This is a genomic window from Nocardia donostiensis (assembly GCF_002081715.1).
GTDB lineage: Bacteria > Actinomycetota > Actinomycetes > Mycobacteriales > Mycobacteriaceae > Nocardia > Nocardia donostiensis.
Map to the genome: position 1 here is coordinate 20,351 of NZ_MUKP01000018.1, position 19,607 is coordinate 39,957.

The window sequence follows — 19,607 nt, forward strand, 5'->3', positions numbered from 1 at the left end:
TCGCTGCAACCATCGTTCCGATCAGCCGCGAGCCATATCCACAAACCTCGACAAATGCAATTGGTGAGCGACGGTAATTGTGGCGGTCGGGCCGTTTCGGTGTTTTCCGAGAATTAAATCTGCTTCACCACCACGCGGATCGTCGCGTTCAAAAGCGTCGGGACGGTGTAAAAGAATCACCATATCGGCATCTTGTTCCAGGGAATTATGCAAAGAAACCCCTTGTGCAACAAAATTATTTGTTCCTGGAACTGTGCCATCGTATACATCTTGCTCGCCGAGAGAGGTGACCTCGACGATTCGATCCCAGAAGACATCGTTTGTCGCGAACATCTCGATATCGGCGTCCTGCAGGGCCTGTGCGACCCTGGCAAGCCTCGCCCTGCTGGGTGAACGCTTCCACATGGCGGAACCACAGAAACGCGAATTCATCGCGGCCGCGAACTGGCGATGAGTGATCTCTTTGGCCGCCAGAAGGGTCCGTACCTGAGACCAGATTTCTTTCGGCACAGTATCGACGTTGGTATTGCGAGCCATCGGAGCGAGTTCGACGAGTGCCTTTTCGGCGGCGACGCCACGGACTCCGTGGCAGCCGACGTCGCGGAGGAAGATGGTCTGGTTGTCCGCACCGTCGATCGTCAAGTGCCAGCAGTCGCGGTAGCCGGACTTAGGCACCTGCTTGATCCGCCCGTGCACTCCCAGCCGAAGTAGCAGCTGGGCGAGATCATCGACGAGACGGCGGCTGGTCGACGCGTAGTAAACACGTGCCTGGCGTCCCTTGACATCCCAACGGACGGAGCCGTCCGTCGCCCACAGGTGCCGCAGGAACAGGGCGACCTGATCGTTTGGTAAAGCGAACACCTGCTGCGGGATGAATTTCTCGTAGCTGCGCAGCCCGAACAACCCGAGATCGTCGAGCCAGGCAGCGATCGGGTTCCGCTTGCCGTGGGTGAGGCGGTACGGCGCAGGCAGCCGCAGGGTGGTGACGCGGGCCGCCGCGTAGTCGTCGCGGACAGCTGTCACCCCGAAATGGGTAGCCGCTGCCGTCACCGCCGCGAGGTTTTCCTCGTCGATACTGGCGTAGCGGATGGGCTGGCGTTTCACACAGGACCCGTCGCCGATCATATGCGCAAGCAGAATGACCTCGGCGTCCACCATTCGCATGGTGTGTACTGGCTCCGGCACGGATCGTGGTGTGGCGACTCGATCGCCGATTGTGAGGCGCTCCAGCGGGATCCATCCGTCTACAGTCAGGAAGGGATGGTTTCCGGTGGCTTCGACTTCGCGTCCCGAGGCCAGGCGCACCCGGAACACTTCCTTCTGGCCGCTGGGGAACACCTTCACCATCGGGCGGGCGACCATGCGCATCCGCTCGTCAAGCGACCACACCAGCGGTTGTTCGCCAGTGGCAAGCAACTCACCGAGCGTCGTCTCACCGCCTGTATCAGCCCGCAGGATCCGCGCCGAAGCGGGCAGACAACCCGATTCACGCAGGTCGGAAACCTGAGGACGTTTGTCAGTTCGCTGTTCCGGGCCGCGGTTCAACTGACTGATTGCGACTACCGGAACTTCCAATTCCTTGGCCAGGAGTTTGAGGTTCCGAGAGAAATCCGAGACTTCCTGCTGCCGGGATTCGACCTTTTTCCCGGAGGTCATCAGCTGGAGATAGTCGACCACAACGAGTTTCAGGTCGTGCCGTTGCTTGAGCCGCCGCGCCTTGGCCCGGATTTCCATCATGGTGAGGTTCGGTGAATCGTCGACGAACAGCGGCGCCTCACTGATCTCGCTCATCCGCCGCGCCAGCTTCGTCCAGTCGTCATCGCTCATCCGCCCGGACCGCATATCCCCGAGCTTGATCTTCGCCTCCGCCGACAGCAGCCGCATGACGATCTCGGTCCGACTCATCTCCAGCGAGAAGATCACACTGGCCAGCCCGTGCCGGATAGATGCGCTGCGCATGAAATCCATGCCGAGGGTGGAGTTGTGCGTCGGCACCATGGTCGCGCCCGCAAGGTAGAGATGAGCGCTGTTGCCCACCTCGACACACCTCACGGCCACGGGGTCGATTTTGCGGGCATCCACAATGCGCCGTGGGACGGAGGTCCCGGCCTCGAGCACACTATGGTTGAGCTTGTCGTCCTCAGTCCGGAGGCTATAGGCGATGTCACCGGTTGTCCGCACGCTGGGGCAAGGACCATCAGCGCGAGCGACAGTGATCCACTGATGCTGCTCGTCGGCGACGATTACCGCCCCATCGGAGAACTCGACCTCGTAGCAGGGGCGGCCCATCATCACCTCGGTCGCGGCGACGACACTAGTGGGTCTGCCCCGAGCATCGAGGAGTTCGTCGCCGACCTGGACCTCGCCCATGGTGGTCCAGCCGGTGGGTGTGGGAAGGGGGGTATCAAGAGCCAGTGCTTTGCCCACTCCAGGCCTGGCGGCGACGATGATCATCTGGCCCGGGTGCAGGCCGTTGGTGACCTCGTCCAGTTCGGTGAACCCGGTGGGGACGCCGAGGGAGATACCGCCGCGGCTGGCGATGGAGTCGATTTCGTCCATCGTGGGCTGGAGCAGGTCTTCCAGGGGGAGGAAGTCTTCGCTGGTGCGGCGTTCGGTGACCTCGTAGACCTCGGCTTGGGCGCGGTCGACGACCTCCGCGACGTCTTGGCCGTCGGCGCCCGCGTAGCCGTATTGCACGATGCGGGTACCCGCTTCCACCAGACGGCGCAGGATCGCCTTCTCGGCGACGATTTCGGCGTAGTAGCCCGCGTTGGCGGCGGTGGGGACGGTTTGGGTGAGGGTGACCAGGTAGGGGGCGCCGCCGATGCGTTTGAGTTCGCCGCGGCGGTCGAGGCCAGCGGCGACGGTGACCGGGTCAGCAGGTTCGCCGCGGCCGTACAGGTCGAGGATGGTGTCGTAGATGGCCTGGTGGGCGGGGCGGTAGAAGTCACCGGGACGGATCACCTCGACGACGTCGGCGATGGCGTCCTTGCTGAGCAGCATGCCGCCGAGCACCGACTGTTCGGCCGCCATATCATGCGGTGGCTGCCGGCCGAAGTCCTCGCCCGGCGGTTCCGGCGGGTAGTCCGTGTGCCCACGGTCATCGACGACTGCCATCAGACTCGACTGTCCTCTCCTTCGGACCGGGCTCACCCTGTTGACGACTTGTTGTACTCCCCGAGTACGACATGTTCGGCAGGTGCTCAGCCCCCGGTTTCTGGCCGCTCGACCGGCGCTTTCGCCGATCCAGCTACCACCCCTGGCAGCCGCCGAGCCGTGCCGTCACTGCGGTGCTGAGCACGGTGCTGCGACGAACCTAAGCGACCATCCATCCACACACCAAACGGGGTTGTGGACAGACCTGTGGATAACTTGTGGATAGTTAACCGATCGATGTGCACCCCTTGTGGATAACTTGGGGAGAACGCAGGCGCGTTTCGGCAAAGGCGCAGATAGCTACACCTTTCCCTGGCTGTGGATATGTGGATAAAACAAGTCTCGGCGTGTCGGTTCAGATGAACAGCCGGGCGTGTTGAGTTAACGACATAACGAACAGATATGGCCTAGATCACAATACGGTCGGTCGGTTTCGCCGGTGATCCACAGCATGCACATCCTGTGGATAAATCGTGCAAGACAAACCAGCGCATGCTCGCCACGTGCACTCGACAGCGGACACCGCCGGATATAGCTAACTTTTAGCTACCGCACCCCGAGGCGGTCCAGAAGGGAACAGCCGAAGACCACACTCGCATAGATACGAGCGTGACCTTCGGCTTGTGCCTGGCCCTCAGGTAATCGCCGCCGATCAGCTCGCGGCGGCAGTGACCTCGAGAGCGAACTTGGCGACCACATCGGCGTGCAGGTGCACGGTCACCGCGTGCTTGCCGGTGGACTTGATATGCGTCTTCGGCAGTTCGATGCTGCGCTTGTCCACAGCCGGACCACCAGCCGATTTGATGGCCGCAGCCACATCGGACTGGGTCACCGAACCGAACAGCTTGCCGGTGCCCGCGGTCTTGACCGCCAGCGACACCGACTCCAAGCCCTCGATGGCCTGCTTCAGCTCGTTGGCGTGGTCCAGGTCGCGCACTCGACGAGCTTCCTGCGACCGGCGGATCCCCTCGACCTGCTTCTGCGCACCACGGGTGGCGACGATCGCCAGACCGCGCGGCAGCAGGTAGTTGCGGCCGTAACCGTCCTTGACCTCGACGGTGTCACCAGGAGCGCCGAGGTTGTCCACATCGGCAGTCAGAATGAGCTTCATCTGAAGTACCGCCCTTTCTCAGCGAGCCGTCGACACGTAAGGCAGCAGCGCCACCTCACGCGAGTTCTTGACGGCAACCGCGATATCGCGCTGGTGCTGCACGCAGTTGCCGGTCACCCGGCGGGCACGGATCTTGCCGCGATCGCTGACGTACTTGCGCAGCAGCGGCGTGTCCTTGTAATCGATCTTGACGAGTCCGGACTTGGCTTCTTTGCAGAAGGTGCAAGCCTTCTTCTTGAGCACCTTTTCGCGCGCAGGCGACTTAGGCATCTTCGTTCAACTCCGTATTCTTGGTGGCCCGCCGTCGCGGGCCGGTGCGGGCCGTCGTCAGAACGGCGGTTCGTCATCCATGCGGCCGCCGCCCCCGAAGGAGCCGGCCGCGGGCGCGCTGCCCCACGGGTCGTCCGCGGCCTGCTGGCCGGAACGTCCGCCGCCACTGTTGGCGTTGTAGTTACCACCACCGCCGGAACCGAATCCGCCACCGCCACCGCCGCGGCTGGTCTTGTTGACCTTGGCCGTTGCGTAGCGCAGCGAGGGACCGACCTCGTCGACCTCGAGCTCGACGACTGTGCGCTTCTCGCCCTCGCGGGTTTCGAAGGAGCGCTGCTTGAGCCGTCCGCTCACGATCACCCGGGATCCCCTTGTCAGGCTCTCGGCAACATTCTCCGCAGCTTCGCGCCAGATATTGCAGCGCAGGAACAGCGCTTCGCCGTCTTTCCACTCATTGGTATTACGGTCGAAAATCCGGGGCGTCGAGGCGACGGTGAAGTTCGCCACCGCGGCGCCCGCGGGCGTGAATCGAAGCTCGGGGTCGGCCGTCAGGTTTCCGATAACGGTGATGACCGTGTCGCCTGCCATGTGGTTCCTCCTGCTCGGTGTGCAGTCCGGGTGCACTCGCTTGTTGCGCTAGAGCCTAGAGACAGGCACCGACGCAAACGAGTGCTCGCGAACTACTTGTCGTTGCGCAGAACCTTGGTGCGCAGCACCGACTCGTTGAGTCCGAGCTGGCGGTCGAGCTCGCTGACCGTGGCCGGCTCGGCGGTCAGGTCGATCACCGCGTAGATACCTTCGGCCTGCTTGCGGATCTCGTAGGCGAGGCGCTTGCGACCCCAAATGTCGACCTTGTCGATCTTGCCGCCATCGGAGCGAACAACGCTGAGCATGTTCTCCAGGGACGGTCCGACGGTGCGCTCGTCCAGGCTCGGATCGAGAATTACCATCACTTCGTAATGACGCACGAACCAATCACCTCCTGTGGTCTCGGTGCGGCCACGGACGGTCCGTGGCAGGAGGTCGTCGCGTCAGCAACCGGGCAAGAGTACCTGAGCGGGTGCTGAGCTGCGAAATCGATCTCCTCCCGCATTCCCCAGCGGTGGTAGCTGCTGTTATCTCCGGCGATACGGCACGGCACCTAGGGTGGATCTCATGCCGAACGGTCCCGCAGCGAGCACGCTCGTCGCCGGTCCCGTATACCGCCGGGCGGCCGCGGCCATGACACTGCTGCTGTGCGGGCTGACCCTGTTGGTCGCGTACGCGAACAAAGCCCGTTGCGCGGGGTCGCCGTTCCGCACCGACGGGCGCAGCGCCGCTTTCGACGTGATCAAGGACTCGCATGTCTGCTACTCCGATATCCAGTACCTGTGGCTCGGCCGCGATATCGATCAGCATGTCTTTCCGTATATCAATGGGGGGATGAGCCCGGACGGCGCGTTGGTCGGCGGGGCGGTGGAATATCCGGTGCTCAGCGGCGTGCTGATGTGGCTCGGTGCGCTCGGAGCCGATAACGACGCCATGTTCCTGCTGCGTTCGGCTCTGCTGCTGGCCCCGTTCGCGCTGGTGACGGCGTGGTTGCTGGAGCGAATGACGGGACGGGCGGCGCTGCTGTGGGCGGTGGGGCCGCCGCTGGTGCTCTACGCGTTCCACAACTGGGAGCTGCCGGTGGTGTGTACCTCGGTGGCCGCTATCTATGTGGTCACTATGCTGACCAGATTTCCGCTGCGCACCAGGGGGATATGGGCCGCTGTCCTGCTTGCGCTCGGCTTCTGTCTCAAGATCTATCCGGGGATCTTCGTGCTGCCGCTGATGCTGTATGTGCTCACCGGCGGTGGTGAGCGGGCGACCGGGACCGGGCCGCTCGCCGAACCGGGCCGCCGGTACGACGTGCGCGGTGCGCTGCTGACGGGTGCGGCTGCGGTCGGCACGGTGGTCGCGGTCAATTTACCGTTCGCGCTGGCGGGTTATCCCGGCTGGCGGGCTTCGATCGAATTCCAGCAGATGCGCCAGGCCGATATCACCACGAATTCGATCTGGTTTTGGGGTTTGCGGCCGGTGTTCGGCACGGGCGCGGTGGGCGAAGCGGCCTTCCAGGACACGGTGTCGATCGCTTCGCCCACGCTGGTGCTCGCTGCTTTCGTGTTGGCGGTGTGGTTGGGGTGGCGACGTTTCGAGATGACCGGGGTGTATCCGTGGGTCGCGGTGAGCGGCGCGATGCTGTGTGGGTTCTTGTTGTTCCACAAGGTGCACTCACCGCAGTACACCCTGTGGATAATTCCGTTTCTTGTGTTGCTCGAGGTGCCGTGGTCGCTGGTCGGGGCGTATCTGGTTGCCGATATCGCGATCGGAGTGGGGGTGTTCCGCTACTTCTATTCGCTCGGTTCGGGTAGTTCGGTCGAGGTGATGGAGACGGTGGTCCAGTTCGGTGTCTGGGGGCGGGCCGCGCTGGCGGTGGTCTTGTTTTTCGTTTTCCTGCGCGCCGGGCCGCGGGTCCGCCGCACTGCCGTGGCATCGACACATGGTTCCGGCGAGCTTGTGCCCATCCGATGATCCGCTGAGAGGACAACAGAACATATGCAGGAGCCGATCGATACCGGCCGGACCCGGGCTGCCTATGACGGGGTCGCCGACCTGTACGCCGAGCTTGTCGAGAATCACCTGGACGCGACCCCACTGGACCGTGCGGTGCTCAATGCGTTCGCCGAGTTGGTAGGCGACGGCCAGGTCGCGGATCTGGGGTGCGGTCCGGGACGGATGACGGCGTATCTGGCTGGGCTCGGTCTGGATGTATTCGGTATCGACCTTTCGCCCCGGATGATCGAACTGGCACGGCAGCGATACCCGCGACTCAGTTTCAGAGAAGGGACGCTGGAGGCGCTCGACCTGCCCGACGGTTCGGTGCGCGGTGTGCTGGCCTGGTTTTCGATCATTCATCTGCCGCCGGAACGGGTGCCCGGGGTACTCGCCGAGTTCCATCGGGTGCTCGAGACCGGCGGACACGCACTGCTCGGTTTTCAGACTTCGGATGTGCCGGGGGCGGTGGAATCGTTCGATCACAAGGTGGTGGAGGGTTACCGGTGGGCTCCTGACCGGCTGTCGGGCCTGCTCGGCGCCGCGGGTTTCGCGCCGGTCGCACGGATGGTGCGCGAACCTGCCGACAGCGAACGATTCGGGCAGGGGTCGATGCTGGTGATGAAGCAGGGCTGAACCTGTCACCGCCGAATCAGGTGAATGGGTATTCTCAAAAACTAGAACGTGTTACATTCGAGATATGGCACCCGTGCTGCCCGAGGAGGCCGCAACCGCGAAATGGCGATATCCGCGGTGCGCGGCCGATTCGAGGCCGCCGGATGACACAGGCCGCGCCCGGATTCGCGCGGCAGATATGTAACCCGTTCCAGGGACAGGGAGACCACTACCGCCATGCGTACCGATATCTGCGACCGGCTCGGGATCGAGTTCCCCATCTTCGCCTTCACCCACTGCCGTGATGTCGCGGCCGCGGTCAGCAACGCCGGCGGTCTCGGCGTGCTCGGCGCGGTCGGGTTCACCGCCGAACAGCTCGAGGTCGAGCTCGCCTGGCTCGACGAGCATGTGGGCGATCGCCCCTATGGCGTGGATCTGGTGATCCCGTCGAAGTACGAGGGCAAGGGCATCGACGGCCTGTCGCCCGAGCAGCTCGAAGCCGAGCTGGCCAAACATGTTCCGGACGGCCACCGCGAGTTCGCGGCGAAACTGCTCGCCGATCACGGCGTGCCCGAACTGCCCGCCGATGAAGTGCATCCGCAGCTGCTCGGCTGGACGGCCACCACCGCTGGGCCCCAGGTCGAGGTGATCCTGAAGCACCCGAAGGCGAAGCTGGTCGCCAACGCGCTGGGCACCCCGCCTGAGGATGTGGTGCAGCAGGTGCAGGACTCCGGCCGGTTGATCGGCGCGCTGTGCGGTTCGGTCAAGCATGCGCTCAACCACAAGAACGCAGGCCTGGACTTCGTGGTCTGCCAGGGCACCGAAGGCGGTGGCCACTGCGGCGAGGTGTCCTCGCTGGTGCTGTGGCCACAGGTGATCGACGCGGTCGGTGACCTGCCGGTACTCGCCGCCGGTGGTATCGGCGACGGCCGTCAGGTCGCTGCAGCGATGGCGATGGGCGCGGCCGGTGCGTGGACCGGTTCGATTTGGCTGACCGTCGAAGAGGCGAACGTGCCGCCCGCCCAGATGCAGACCTACCTGGAGGCCACCAGCCACGACACCGTGCGCTCGCGGGCGTGGACCGGTAAACCTGCCCGGATGCTGCGCAACGACTGGACCGATGCCTGGGAGCAGGCCGACACCCCGGATCCGCTGCCGATGCCGCTGCAGATGATGGTGGCACTCGATGGCGTCAAGCGCGGTCACCGCTACCCGGAGGCGGCCAAGGACGTCAACTTCAACCCGGTCGGTCAGGTGGTCGGCCAGATGAACAAGGTGGAGCGTTCCGCCGACGTTATCAACCGGCTGATCGAAGAGTACGTCGAGGCCTGCGAGCGGCTGAACAAGCTCAACGGAGCGCTGTAGCGCGATTCCCGCCGCCCGTGCGCAGGTGATACGTCACCGCGCACGGGTTCGGCGCCGACCACACTGCACTGCCTAACGGGCTCAGGCGGTAGCTGCGTGCTCGGTTTCTGACTGCTCGGTGACACCTAATAGATCCGCGAACCGGGCGATCACCTTCTGGTGGTACATCCCCAGCAGGTCTTCGAACAGCGCCAATTGAGCCTGCGACGGACCGGAATCGGATTCCCATACCGCCATCAGCGCACGCCAGATCAGTACATGCAGGTCGGCGGCGCCTGCGAAAAACGCTTCGACCGCTTCGGGCACCTCGAGCACCATTTCCCCGATGGAGTTCAGGACCGCGCGCTGCATACTCGAGTCGAGGGCGGTGAGCAGTTTCCTGACCAGGCCGATCTCGATGGCGAGCAGCTGATGATGGTCCGGGACGTCCAGGCGGGCAAGGGTTTCCAGCCGGTCGATATCGGCTTTGAGCGCGGCCGGATCGACTTTCGGTGCGGCTGAGGCGGTAGGGGAGGCGGCGTGTAGTACGGCGGTATATCCGAGCAGGGCCTCCAGCACGATGCCGCGTTCCATCTCGACGATATCGCGGAACATGTCGACGGCCACGGCGGGCATCGAGGTGGAAAACCGGAACAGGTGCCGGTACACGTCGATTCCGCCTGCTTCGCGGACGTCGCGAATCGTGAACCCCTTACCGCGGCGGGCCTCGACGAAACCGTAGGATTCCAGCCTGCCCAGGGTGAGCTGGGCAGTGGCCCGGTTCATCCGGAATTCGTCGGCGACTTGGCGCACCGAGGGCATCAGCTCCCCCGGCTGGTATTCCCCGGCGGCGACCCGGCGTGCCAGCTCGTCGGCGACGTCGGCGACCACCGTGCGGGAGCCCATCGATGTACCTCTCGAATCGACCGATTTATGTCCCAGACAGTCTAAGCACAGTTGTGCCGCACTGCTCACGAGAATGTGCGATCAGTGCTCTGCAACCACGCGAGCCACGTCGATTGCAGAAGTTCCGCGAAGGCGGTGTAGCCCCCTACGCCTGGATGCGCACCGTCTCCGTTGCGCACCTCGCGCATCCATGTCGGATCGGCGGCGAGAGTCTGATGGGTCCGTACGTACACGGTGTCGGTCGCGGCGCAGATCGCGGCGAAGCTCTCATCCAGTTCCACCGTTCTGGCGTTGTGCGCGGGATCGGCGGTCGGCGGTGGCGCGACAACGAGAGCCGGCCAACCGAGTTCCGCTGCGGTGGCTAGCATTTCGGTGAGGTTTACCGCCGAGGTGCCCGGTTCGATACGCGGGCGCCCGTTTTCGATCGTGGTGTCGTTGACGCCGAAGGAGAACACGACCCTGGCGTCGGAGCCTTCGGGCAGCCGGATCACCCACACCTGCAACCAGCGAGTCGCCGACGAAACAAATACGCAGGTCGTTCACCTGCTGATCCTCCCAGGACGAGGCGGCGGCCGCATCCGCTGTCCGAAAAGCGACCGCGATACCAGCACCGAATACCGGGTGGTCTCAGGCGGTACCCCCTGGGCTCAACCGATGCTCGGTAGGCGCGGCACGTGCTAGGCAATAGGATCACCAGGGATCGTAGGGAGGGAGTGGTCGGGTGTCCGGGGAGCGTCGAACACCGGCGGCGCCGCAATGGTTCGCGGATCTGCTGGCCCATCGGTATTGGGTGCGGCGGGCATTGCCGTTTCCGCATATCTACGCCCGGGACGTGTTCACGCCCGATTTCTATCGGCGGCTGACCGGCGAAGTCGAACGGGTCCGCCGCGACAGCCCGCAGCTGTTCTCACCCCGTGACGCCGAGGAGCAGCCGGGCGCGGCTGCGGTGGGGCTGTCGCAGTTGCGCGACGGGCCGCTGGCGGTTTTCCTGTCCCGGGAATGGCGCGACATGATCGCGAACGTTGCCGGTGTCGGGGTGGCCGATGTGACGGCCGCGCTGCTGACGGACCCGCCGGGCAGCCCGGGGACGGCACCGGGCAACGGGTACGGGCCGGTGTGGTTCCCCGGCGATGAGCCGGCGCCGGATGAAATACGGATCGATGACAACCCGTTGCGGTCCGCTGCCCCCGGCGGACGCGAAGGCATGCGTGTGCTGACGGCGACCTTCTATCTGGGCGATACCGCATGGCAGCCGGGTGACGGCGGTGAAACCATGCTGTACGAATCGGCTGACGCGGCTACCGGGCGGTCGGTCCCGCCGCTGGGCAATTCGCTGGTGCTGTTCGAATGCACGCCGCGGTCCTGGTATGCGTTCGTCGGAACCGGCGCCGCGGAATGCCACCGCGTTGAGCTGTCGCTGTACCGGCCCGCCGGAAACACGCAGGAAAGGAGCCTGCCGTGACCGCCGCCGACGCACGCCGGGTATGCCTGCTCACCGGTGCGGGCGGCACCCTTGGGGATGCATTCTGCCGTGCCCTCTACACCCGTTACGACATCGTCGCCGTCTGCCGCGCTCGCGTCCCAGCGGTGCCGTCCCAGCACGAATGGTTCGTCGACCCGCTCGATCCGGCGGCACAGATACCGGAAAACGACTCCCGCGTGTTCATCGTCCAGGCCGACCTGACCGAAAACGGGGCAGCCGAGCGGGTGGTGGATATCGCGCTTGCCCGTTTCGGGCAGGTCGACCTGCTGGTCAACGCGGCCGGGCATCCGAGCGTGCAGCCGTTCGGGGTGGTGGACGGCGAGGCGGCGTTGTCGGCGTTCGAACCGAGTTTCGCGGTGCACGTCGGGGCGCCGCTGCGGCTGGCGACCCGCTTGGCGCAGCGGGGCTGGGTGCACGACGGGCCGGTGAACCGGTCCCGTAACCGCAATATCGTCAATGTCTCCAGTGCGGCCGGATCGTCGGTGCGGCCGGGTGGGGAGGCGGTGTATTCGGCGTCTAAGGCGGCGTTGAACCAGTTGACCAGGCATATGGCGGACGAGTTCACCGAGTTCGGGGTGCGTGTCAACGCCATCGCCCCCGATGCGTTCCCGGCAGTGGTACCGACCGAGCAGGTGGTGCGCGCGATCGTCGAACTCGACGAGGGGCCGATGTCCGGCGAGATCTTCACCGTCGGTCCCCTCCGGGAAACGCCCGCCCCGGTCCGCCACGCCCGAGCGGCCGGCGCGGCAAGCTGACCGTTTCCTGGCAGTTTCCGGTAGACAAGGTGCTGGTGGCGTCTTCGTGCCTCGCGCCAGGTCGGGGCGAGGAGGGCGGGCGTGTTGGTGTGTATCGTCCGCCTCGGCCTCCTGCATACTCACCACCGGTGGGCGAGGGCGGTCGGCGTAGCGTCAACTCGATCCGAAAGTACCGATAAGACATGCGAGTCGATGGGCGGGAAATCCCGGTAACGGGCAGCCTGCTGCAACCGCTCACCAAGCGGACCAGTGACATCGTGCGTGTCGTTTTCGCGGTGCTCGGCGTCGGCGTCGTGGTGGCGGGCTCGCTGATCACCCGGCCGGAATGGCTGGCGTTGGAACGTTCGGTGTCCAATATTGTCGGGTTCCTCAACCCGGACCAGTCCAACCTGGTCTATCTGCTCTACGGCATCGCGATCCTGATCCTGCCGTTCGCCATCCTGATCGAGCTGATCATCGGCAGGCAGTGGAAACTGCTCGCCGGATACGCCGCCGCCGGTCTGGTGGCCGGTCTGCTGTTGTCGATCACCCCATCTGGGCTGTCGGCGCCGCAATGGCATCTGCAGGTACCGGACAGCCTGGACAACACGTTCCTGCAGCAGTTCCTCGACGATCCCCGCTGGATCGCGATGCTGGCCGCGGTACTCACCGTGTCCAGTCCATGGCTGCCCGTGCGGCCCCGGCGCTGGCTGTGGTTCCTGCTGCTGGCGTTCGCGCCGATCCATCTGGTGGTCAGTACCGTCGTCCCGGCGCGCGCCATGTTCGGGCTCGCGGTCGGCTGGCTGGTCGGGGCGGTGATCGTGCTCGTGGTCGGAACGCCCGCGCTCGAGGTGCCGCTGGACGCCGCGGTGCGGGTGCTGGCCGAACGCGGGTATCTCGTCACCCGGTTGACTGTGAGGCGCCCGGCCGGGTCGGGGCCGCTGATGCTGTCCGCGTCGGTCGAAGGGCAGGAACGCGACCTGCTCGTGGAGCTCTACGGCAAGAACCAGCGCAGCCGCGGCGTGCTACAGCAGTTGTGGCGCTGGCTGACCTTCCGGTCCAGTGAGACAGCGCCGCTGCACGGTTCCATGCATCGCGCCGTGGAGCATCGCGCGCTGATGGCCATCGCCCTCGGTGAAATAGGGATGGCGGCGCATCGTCCGATCGCGGTGTCGTCATTGGCGCGCGGCTGGATGCTGTACGGACATACGGCGCCACGGGGCGTGCTCATCAACAGCAGCCACCGGTATGCGCTCCCCGCGGTGTGGCAGTCGCTGCAGGCCCTGCACAGCAGGCAGATCGCGCACGGCGATCTACGTCCGTCCGAGATCCGCATCGACGACGGCACCGCGCTGTTCAGCGGTTTCAGCTACGCCGAACTCGGCGCGACGGACGCGCAGCGGCAGTCCGATATCGCCCAGCTGCTGGTGTCCACGACCGCGATCTTCGGCAGACAAGAGGCGGTATCCGCCGCCATCGACGCGCTCGGGGTGGACGCAGTGCTCACCGCTTCGCGCCGGTTGACGAAATCGGCGATGCCGTCGGGTATCCGCAAATCGCTGCCGGACTGGAAGACCGTGGTTGCCGCGGCCCGCGAGGAGGTGCGCAAGCAGACCGGGCAGGATCGGATCGAGGCCGAACGGATCACCCGCTTCAACCGCAACAGCATCATCCAGCTGTTCCTGCTGATCGGCCTTGTCTACGTTGCGTATCCGTTCATCAGCGCCGTTCCCACCTTCTTCAGCCAGCTGCGTACCGCCAACTGGTGGTGGGCGCTGGCCGGGCTGGCGTTGTCGACACTGACCTACACCGGAACCGCGGCGGCGCTGTGGGCCTGCGCCTCCGGGCTGGTGCGTTTCTGGCCGCTGGTGCTGATGCAGATCGCCAACACCTTCGCCGCCACCACCACGCCCGCACGGGTGGGTGGCCTGGCGTTGAGTGTGCGGTTCCTGCAGAAAGGCGGGGTCGGCACGGTGCGGGCCACCGCCGCGGTGGCTTTGCAGCAGGCGGCGCAGGTGATCACACATATCAGCCTGCTGGTGTTGTTCAGTATCGCGGCGGGCACCTCGGCGGATCTATCGCATTTCGTGCCCGATCCCACGATTCTGTACCTACTCGCCGGTGTCGGCGTCGGTATCTTCGGCGCGTTCATCTTCGTGCCCAAATTGCGCCGCTGGCTCAACCATTCGGTGCGACCTCAGGTAGCCGAGGTGCTCGGAGAGCTGGCCGGGCTCGCGCGTGACCCGAAACGGTTCTCGATCATCATCCTCGGCTGCGCCGCACTCACCCTCGGACAGGCGTTGGCGCTGTGGGCCAGTGTGGAAGCCTTCGGCGGCGGCACCACGTTCATCACCGTCACCATCGTCACCATGATCGGTGGGACGCTGGCCTCGGCGGCGCCGACACCGGGCGGTGTGGGCGCCGTGGAGGCAGCGTTGATCGGCGGTTTGGCCGCGTTCGGGCTCCCAGCTGCTGTCGCGGTGCCGTCGGTACTGCTCTACCGGGTGCTCACCTGCTGGATCCCGGTGTTCTGCGGGTGGCAGGTGATGCGCTGGATGACCGACAAGAACATGATTTAAGCCCTATCTCCGTTTACCCGGAGCCGGTCAGTTGGCTGATCTCGAGTGCGTCGGCGGCGGTGCGAGGTCCGCTGGTCGCCAGAGTGAGGTTGGCGAGTGAAGCGGCATGCACCTCAGGGCTCGCGGCGGCTACGCAGTCGGCAACGGTGTGCACGGTGAAACCGAGGTCGGTGGCATGCCTAGCGGTCTGCTCAACAGTGAGGTTGGTGGCCACACCGGTCAGGAACAGGGTGTCGATATCGTTTTCGGCGAGCCAGCGCAGCAGTCCGCTACCCGCGAGCCCGGACAGTTTCTGATTATCGAAAACAGCGCTCGGCTGGTCTGCCATCTCCTCGATGAGCTGCGATCCGGGGGCCTCGGGACGGAACTCCTGCTGGGCGGCCGCGACCGACAGCATGAAGCCGGTATTGGTGACCAGCTTGCCCTCGTCCTCGGGGACGGTGAAGCGGGTGAAGATCACCGGCAGACCGATTGCGGCGGCGTCGGCATGGAATTGCGCGGCACGCTGCACCACCCCGGTCGCGGCCACGGGCTCGGCCAGCATGGGCCCGAAGAAACCTTCGGGCCGGATGACGTTCACTTGCCAGTGCAGGGCGAGGACAGCGGCATGTTGGTCGGACATGGGTTAGATCCTGAACCATTCACGCCGCCGGTGCACGCGGCGGGTGCCGAAAACCCTTGTCTGCCCGGCAATGATTCACGTGAAACTAGGAAAAATCGCTGCGCAGCTGTACTTTCATGACTTTGCCGCTGGCGTTGCGCGGCAGTTCGGGCACCACCACCAGATCCTTGGGATGTTTGTAGCGGGCCAGGTTCTCGTTGAGGAACGATTCGAGTTCGGCCAGGGTCAGCTCACCCTCGATGTCGGTCAGGGCGACCACCGCGACGGGCACCTCACCCCACTTTTCGTGCGTCCGCCCGATCACGGCGGCCTCGCGGATCTTCGGATGCGCGAACAGCACGTTCTCCACCTCGGCGCAGTAGATGTTCTCGCCGCCGGAGATGATCATGTCCTTCTTACGATCCACCACATAGATGAAGCCCTCCTCGTCCGCGCGGACCAGGTCACCGGAGTGAAACCAGCCACCCGCGAACGCCTCGGCGGTCGCTTCGGGTTTGTTCCAGTAGCCCTGCATCAGGGTCGGGCCGCGGTAGACGATCTCGCCGACCGCACCGGGCGCGACATCGTTCATCTCGTCGTCGACGATACGAGCCTGGATGGTCGGGATCGGCTTGCCCACCGAACCGAGCTTGCGGATGGCGTCTTTGCCCTCCAGCACGCAGGTGATCGGCGACATCTCCGTCTGGCCGAACACCGCGACGTTGAACGCGTCGGGGAAGCAGTCGGCCATCGCCTTCAGCACGGTATCGGAGGCAGGAGCCGCGCCCCAGCTCAACGCCTTCAACGCCAGCTTGCGCTGTTTCACCGTCGGCTCGGCGCAGATGAGCTGCCACTGGGCGGGCACGCAGAAGGCCGTCGTGGCCTGCTCGGCCTCGACCGCATCCAGGAATTCGGTGGCGTCGAATGCGCCCAGCGGATGCAGTACCGTCTTCGATCCCAGCATGAATGCGGGCGCCAAGGAACCGAGGCCTGCGATATGGAACAGCGGCGAGGTGCAGAAACCGACCGAATCGGCTTCGATCGCCAGCGCCCGGATACAGGTCAGCGCCTGGGCGTTCATATTCGCGTAGGACAGCACAGCCCCCTTCGGGCTGCCGGTGGTGCCCGAGGTGTACATGATCAGCGACGGAGTGTCTTCGGGGATGTCGAGTGGGGTGTGCGGTTCCCCCTCCTCGGCGATCGCGTCGTCGTAGCCGAGGCAGTCGTCGCTGCTCGCACCGCCGATCACCACACAGGTCTGGAGAGTGGGCACCTGCGCCTTGACCGCGGTTGCCAGCGGCTGCAGCACGGTGTCGGTGATCACGGCTTTGGCTCCGCTGTCGCCGGCGATATAGGCGACCTCAGGCGGGGTGAGGCGGAAGTTGACCGGGACCGCGATCGCACCGAGGGCGTTGATACCGAAAACGGCCTCGAGGTATTCGGGGTGGTTGAGCGCGAGGAGCAGCACCCGGTCGCCGAAGCCGATACCGCGGCGGGCGAGTGCGTCGGCGAATGTTTGTGAGCGTTCGTGCAGCTGTTTCCAGGTGGTGTCGACGCCGCGGAACCGCACCGCGACCGCGTCCGGTCGCATCAGCGCGTGGGTGGCGATCTGGTTGTTCCAGTGATTACGACGCGACCTGAACGGCTCGTCGAGCGCCTGCGCACCAGTGGTCATCCCAGGAACTCCTCTCGGATCCCGCATATCACCGACGGTGGATCCGACGGCTCTGCGGGTGAACGTGGCGGAAGAATAGCAATTAACATACCTGGATACAAGGAATCTGGGGACGAATTGCCGTTAATCTGCCCGGTCGGGCCCCACCGGCGACTTTCACCTTCTAGCTGGCGGTTTACGGACTAGCTGCAGACAAACCGGCCGACAGCCCAGTCGGCCGTTAACCTATCTATGCGAATCCCGGCTCACTTCTGAGTTGTTGGAACTCGGGCTCACGTGCCACTATGCAGCGATATGCGGGGGCGCCCGCGCGAAGTAGAGGAGAGACCAATGCTGCGAACCAGGTTCACCGAGACCTTTGGCGTCGAACATCCGATCGTGCAGGGCGGCATGATGTGGGTTGGCCGGGCCGAACTCGTCGCCGCCGTCGCCAATGCAGGCGGGCTCGGTTTCCTCACCGCACTGACCCAGCCCACCCCCGACGACCTGCGCATCGAGATCGCCCGCACCAGGGAGCTGACCGATAAACCGTTCGGCGTTAACCTCACCATCCTGCCGTCGATCAACCCCCCGCCGTACCAGGAATACGTCCAAGCCATCATCGACAGCGGGGTAAAGATCGTCGAAACCGCGGGCAGCAACCCTGAACCGTTCCTGCCCCACTACCGCGAAGCCGGCATCAAAGTGCTGCACAAATGCACCAGCGTCCGGCACGCGCTCAAGGCCGAACGGATCGGCGTGGACGGGGTGAGCATCGACGGTTTCGAATGTGCCGGTCACCCCGGTGAAGACGATGTACCCGGCCTGGTGCTGATCCCGGCCGCCGCCCGCGAACTGAGCATCCCGATGATCGCCTCCGGCGGTATCGCCGACGCCCGCGGCCTGGTCGCGGCGCTCGCCCTCGGCGCAGACGGGGTCAACATGGGAACCCGGTTCCTGTGCACCCAGGAGTCGTCGATCGACCAGCAGGTCAAAGAGCAGATCGTCGCCAATACCGAACGCGACACCCAGCTCATCTTCCGCACCATGCGCAATACCGCCCGCGTCGCCGACAACGAGATCAGCCGCAAAGTGGTCGAGATCGAAAAAGCGGGCGGCACCTTCGAAGACGTCCGCGAACTCGTCTCCGGCGCCCGCGGCCGCCGCGTCTTCGAAGAAGGCGACCTGGACGCGGGCATCTGGTCGGTCGGCCTCTGCCAGGGCCTGATCCACGACATCCCCAGCTGCGCCGATCTCATCGCCCGTATGGTCGCCGAAGCCGAGGAACTCATCACCGCCCGCCTGGCCGAACACGTCGTTTCGGTCTGAAACCGCAGGCGTCACCACCACACCTCGGTTGCGGCCAAGTAGTGCGACCCAGCGAACGTAGCGCAAGCCGCCGCGTTCAGGCGGAGGTCAGCGCATCCGGTACAGCCCCCGGTCCGTCGCCGACGGGCCGGTAGAGACGTGAACGCCCGCGGAGCTGTACCAAGCGTGCCATTCCAGCTGTCTGCGGTGAACGTCGAAACCCAACTCCGAAGGCTGGGATCCTCCCTCCAGACAGAGGATGAGGCCAACAGAGAAAGTTCAAGTTCAGCGGGCTGCCAAGGCTGATACCGCGTCGTAGTCGTGGGCCGCGACTATGTCGATACCCTCGGGCAGGGCGTGCAGCCGATGGATGGTGGCGAACGCGGCGTCACGGTCGGCGTCGAAGATCTGACCGGGCATGGGCGCTTTCTCCCGGATGAGCTCCACCTGCAGTTTGTTCCAGATCGCGTCGCCGGCCAGCAGGACCCGGGAGCCGTCGTCGACGGCGAGCAGGACACCGATACTGCCCGGGGTGTGACCGGTCAGGTCGACCAGGACCACGGAGCCGTCGCCGAACAGGTCTTTGCTCCTGGAAAAGGTGAGCACCGGCGGCCCATCCAGTTCCAGCGGGTCGAATACCCGCCCACGCAACGGGCCGCGCACCACGCCCGCGGGCGCGTACGGGCCGTCCATCGCCCAGGACGTTTCGGCAGCAGGCACCCTGATCGGCACGGAATCGGGCAATTCGAGCAGGCCCGCGGTATGGTCCCAGTGCAGATGGGTGGGGAGGACGAAATCGATCGCCGCTGGGTCGATATCGCGGGCGGCGAGCGCGTCGGACAGGCCGAGCACCGGTTTATCCGGCGACACCAGCATCCGTAGCGGAAGCGGCACACCGGGCAGCACCCGCCGGTGCACATTCGCGCACAGCGCCGGATCGACCAGAAACCTGGCCTGCGGATGTTCGACCAGGTACGCGGCCATCGACATGGGCAATTCCCGCAGGCTGCGCACCCCCTCGGCGACGATCGTCGCGGGCGCCGCAAGATGAGCCTGCATCAGCACGGTCAGCTTTACGGACTGCCTGACCTGGGGCGGCGGCACGGGATCGAGGCTCGCCAGCAACGCGGTATCTGGACGACGCGGGCGCAACAGTCGAGCCGGAGTCGCGGCCAACGCTGCGCAGCAGCTCAGCACGGTCGGCAGAGTCGGAGTACGCCCCTCGTTGGTTTCGGCCACCAGGTGACGGTATGTCATCGTCCCAGGCGACGG

At 65.1% G+C, this 19,607-nt stretch carries 17 protein-coding genes; 7 read left to right on the forward strand and 10 right to left on the reverse strand.

Features of this window, described 5'->3' with window-relative positions; all coding sequences use genetic code 11:
- Positions 1-21: 21 nt before the first annotated feature.
- The 5 genes from B0T44_RS13955 to rpsF all read right to left on the reverse strand — a co-directional run bounded on the left by B0T44_RS13955 (position 22) and on the right by rpsF (position 5,505).
- Complete coding sequence (locus tag B0T44_RS13955) at positions 22-3,117, reverse strand: replicative DNA helicase (RefSeq protein ID WP_077115975.1); 3,096 nt, start codon at positions 3,115-3,117, stop codon at positions 22-24.
- A gap of 691 nt (positions 3,118-3,808) precedes the next feature.
- The gene (gene rplI, locus B0T44_RS13960; RefSeq protein ID WP_077115976.1) at positions 3,809-4,267 is read right to left on the reverse strand and encodes a 50S ribosomal protein L9; all 459 of its coding nucleotides are present in this window, start codon (positions 4,265-4,267) and stop codon (positions 3,809-3,811) included.
- Positions 4,268-4,285: 18 nt separating this feature from the next.
- Positions 4,286-4,537, reverse strand: a complete 252-nt coding sequence (gene rpsR, locus B0T44_RS13965; protein WP_077115977.1) for a 30S ribosomal protein S18 — start codon at positions 4,535-4,537, stop codon at positions 4,286-4,288.
- 57 nt (positions 4,538-4,594) lie between these two features.
- The gene (locus tag B0T44_RS13970; protein ID WP_077115978.1) at positions 4,595-5,125 is read right to left on the reverse strand and encodes a single-stranded DNA-binding protein; all 531 of its coding nucleotides are present in this window, start codon (positions 5,123-5,125) and stop codon (positions 4,595-4,597) included.
- 92 nt (positions 5,126-5,217) lie between these two features.
- Positions 5,218-5,505, reverse strand: coding sequence for a 30S ribosomal protein S6 (gene rpsF, locus B0T44_RS13975; RefSeq protein WP_077115979.1), 288 nt, complete (start codon positions 5,503-5,505; stop codon positions 5,218-5,220).
- A 187-nt stretch (positions 5,506-5,692) separates the two neighbouring features.
- On the opposite strand from rpsF, the gene B0T44_RS13980 reads away from it, so the two are divergent.
- The 3 genes from B0T44_RS13980 to B0T44_RS13990 all read left to right on the forward strand — a co-directional run bounded on the left by B0T44_RS13980 (position 5,693) and on the right by B0T44_RS13990 (position 9,091).
- The gene (locus B0T44_RS13980) at positions 5,693-7,090 is read left to right on the forward strand and encodes a glycosyltransferase family 87 protein (protein WP_077115980.1); all 1,398 of its coding nucleotides are present in this window, start codon (positions 5,693-5,695) and stop codon (positions 7,088-7,090) included.
- 24 nt (positions 7,091-7,114) lie between these two features.
- Complete coding sequence (locus B0T44_RS13985) at positions 7,115-7,747, forward strand: class I SAM-dependent methyltransferase (RefSeq protein ID WP_077115982.1); 633 nt, start codon at positions 7,115-7,117, stop codon at positions 7,745-7,747.
- A 216-nt stretch (positions 7,748-7,963) separates the two neighbouring features.
- Positions 7,964-9,091 (forward strand): NAD(P)H-dependent flavin oxidoreductase, encoded by a 1,128-nt coding sequence (locus B0T44_RS13990; RefSeq protein WP_077115984.1) that lies wholly within the window; start codon positions 7,964-7,966, stop codon positions 9,089-9,091.
- Between the two features lie 81 nt (positions 9,092-9,172).
- Here B0T44_RS13990 and B0T44_RS13995 read toward each other — a convergent pair whose 3' ends face one another.
- Together B0T44_RS13995 and B0T44_RS14000 are read right to left on the reverse strand one after the other, a co-directional pair.
- The gene (locus tag B0T44_RS13995) at positions 9,173-9,976 is read right to left on the reverse strand and encodes a winged helix-turn-helix domain-containing protein (RefSeq protein WP_077115986.1); all 804 of its coding nucleotides are present in this window, start codon (positions 9,974-9,976) and stop codon (positions 9,173-9,175) included.
- A gap of 65 nt (positions 9,977-10,041) precedes the next feature.
- Positions 10,042-10,467 (reverse strand): GDSL-type esterase/lipase family protein, encoded by a 426-nt coding sequence (locus tag B0T44_RS14000; protein WP_254893678.1) that lies wholly within the window; start codon positions 10,465-10,467, stop codon positions 10,042-10,044.
- Between the two features lie 230 nt (positions 10,468-10,697).
- Between B0T44_RS14000 and B0T44_RS14005 the strand changes: the two genes are divergently transcribed.
- From B0T44_RS14005 to B0T44_RS14015, 3 genes are all read left to right on the forward strand, one after another.
- Positions 10,698-11,438 (forward strand): 2OG-Fe(II) oxygenase, encoded by a 741-nt coding sequence (locus B0T44_RS14005; protein ID WP_077115989.1) that lies wholly within the window; start codon positions 10,698-10,700, stop codon positions 11,436-11,438.
- Positions 11,435-12,214, forward strand: coding sequence for an SDR family NAD(P)-dependent oxidoreductase (locus B0T44_RS14010; protein ID WP_254854170.1), 780 nt, complete (start codon positions 11,435-11,437; stop codon positions 12,212-12,214). The genes B0T44_RS14005 and B0T44_RS14010 overlap by 4 nt, the downstream gene beginning before the upstream one ends.
- Positions 12,215-12,396: 182 nt before the next feature.
- Positions 12,397-14,772 carry a lysylphosphatidylglycerol synthase domain-containing protein gene (locus B0T44_RS14015; RefSeq protein WP_077115991.1) on the forward strand — a complete coding sequence of 792 codons (2,376 nt, stop codon included), beginning with the start codon at positions 12,397-12,399 and terminating at the stop codon, positions 14,770-14,772.
- Positions 14,773-14,785: 13 nt separating this feature from the next.
- Here B0T44_RS14015 and B0T44_RS14020 read toward each other — a convergent pair whose 3' ends face one another.
- Positions 14,786-15,394, reverse strand: coding sequence for a cysteine hydrolase family protein (locus B0T44_RS14020; RefSeq protein WP_077115992.1), 609 nt, complete (start codon positions 15,392-15,394; stop codon positions 14,786-14,788).
- A gap of 85 nt (positions 15,395-15,479) precedes the next feature.
- Positions 15,480-17,048 carry a fatty-acid--CoA ligase FadD5 gene (fadD5, locus tag B0T44_RS14025; RefSeq protein ID WP_077115993.1) on the reverse strand — a complete coding sequence of 523 codons (1,569 nt, stop codon included), beginning with the start codon at positions 17,046-17,048 and terminating at the stop codon, positions 15,480-15,482.
- A gap of 330 nt (positions 17,049-17,378) precedes the next feature.
- On the opposite strand from fadD5, the gene B0T44_RS14030 reads away from it, so the two are divergent.
- On the forward strand, positions 17,379-18,356 hold the full coding sequence (locus B0T44_RS14030) for an NAD(P)H-dependent flavin oxidoreductase (protein WP_077115995.1): 978 nt from the start codon (positions 17,379-17,381) through the stop codon (positions 18,354-18,356).
- A 264-nt stretch (positions 18,357-18,620) separates the two neighbouring features.
- Here B0T44_RS14030 and B0T44_RS14035 read toward each other — a convergent pair whose 3' ends face one another.
- Complete coding sequence (locus B0T44_RS14035) at positions 18,621-19,574, reverse strand: MBL fold metallo-hydrolase (protein WP_245839404.1); 954 nt, start codon at positions 19,572-19,574, stop codon at positions 18,621-18,623.
- Positions 19,575-19,607: the final 33 nt, after the last annotated feature.

What these genes read in the sequence shown, in the direction of transcription:
- B0T44_RS13955 (WP_077115975.1), bottom strand. Translation starts at nt 3,117, where the DNA reads ATGGCAGTCGTCGATGACCGTGGGCACACGGACTACCCGCCGGAACCG.
- rplI (WP_077115976.1), bottom strand. Translation starts at nt 4,267, where the DNA reads ATGAAGCTCATTCTGACTGCCGATGTGGACAACCTCGGCGCTCCTGGT.
- rpsR (WP_077115977.1), bottom strand. Translation starts at nt 4,537, where the DNA reads ATGCCTAAGTCGCCTGCGCGCGAAAAGGTGCTCAAGAAGAAGGCTTGC.
- B0T44_RS13970 (WP_077115978.1), bottom strand. Translation starts at nt 5,125, where the DNA reads ATGGCAGGCGACACGGTCATCACCGTTATCGGAAACCTGACGGCCGAC.
- B0T44_RS13980 (WP_077115980.1), top strand. Translation starts at nt 5,693, where the DNA reads ATGCCGAACGGTCCCGCAGCGAGCACGCTCGTCGCCGGTCCCGTATAC.
- B0T44_RS13985 (WP_077115982.1), top strand. Translation starts at nt 7,115, where the DNA reads ATGCAGGAGCCGATCGATACCGGCCGGACCCGGGCTGCCTATGACGGG.
- B0T44_RS13990 (WP_077115984.1), top strand. Translation starts at nt 7,964, where the DNA reads ATGCGTACCGATATCTGCGACCGGCTCGGGATCGAGTTCCCCATCTTC.
- B0T44_RS13995 (WP_077115986.1), bottom strand. Translation starts at nt 9,976, where the DNA reads ATGGGCTCCCGCACGGTGGTCGCCGACGTCGCCGACGAGCTGGCACGC.
- B0T44_RS14015 (WP_077115991.1), top strand. Translation starts at nt 12,397, where the DNA reads ATGCGAGTCGATGGGCGGGAAATCCCGGTAACGGGCAGCCTGCTGCAA.
- B0T44_RS14020 (WP_077115992.1), bottom strand. Translation starts at nt 15,394, where the DNA reads ATGTCCGACCAACATGCCGCTGTCCTCGCCCTGCACTGGCAAGTGAAC.
- fadD5 (WP_077115993.1), bottom strand. Translation starts at nt 17,048, where the DNA reads ATGACCACTGGTGCGCAGGCGCTCGACGAGCCGTTCAGGTCGCGTCGT.
- B0T44_RS14030 (WP_077115995.1), top strand. Translation starts at nt 17,379, where the DNA reads ATGCTGCGAACCAGGTTCACCGAGACCTTTGGCGTCGAACATCCGATC.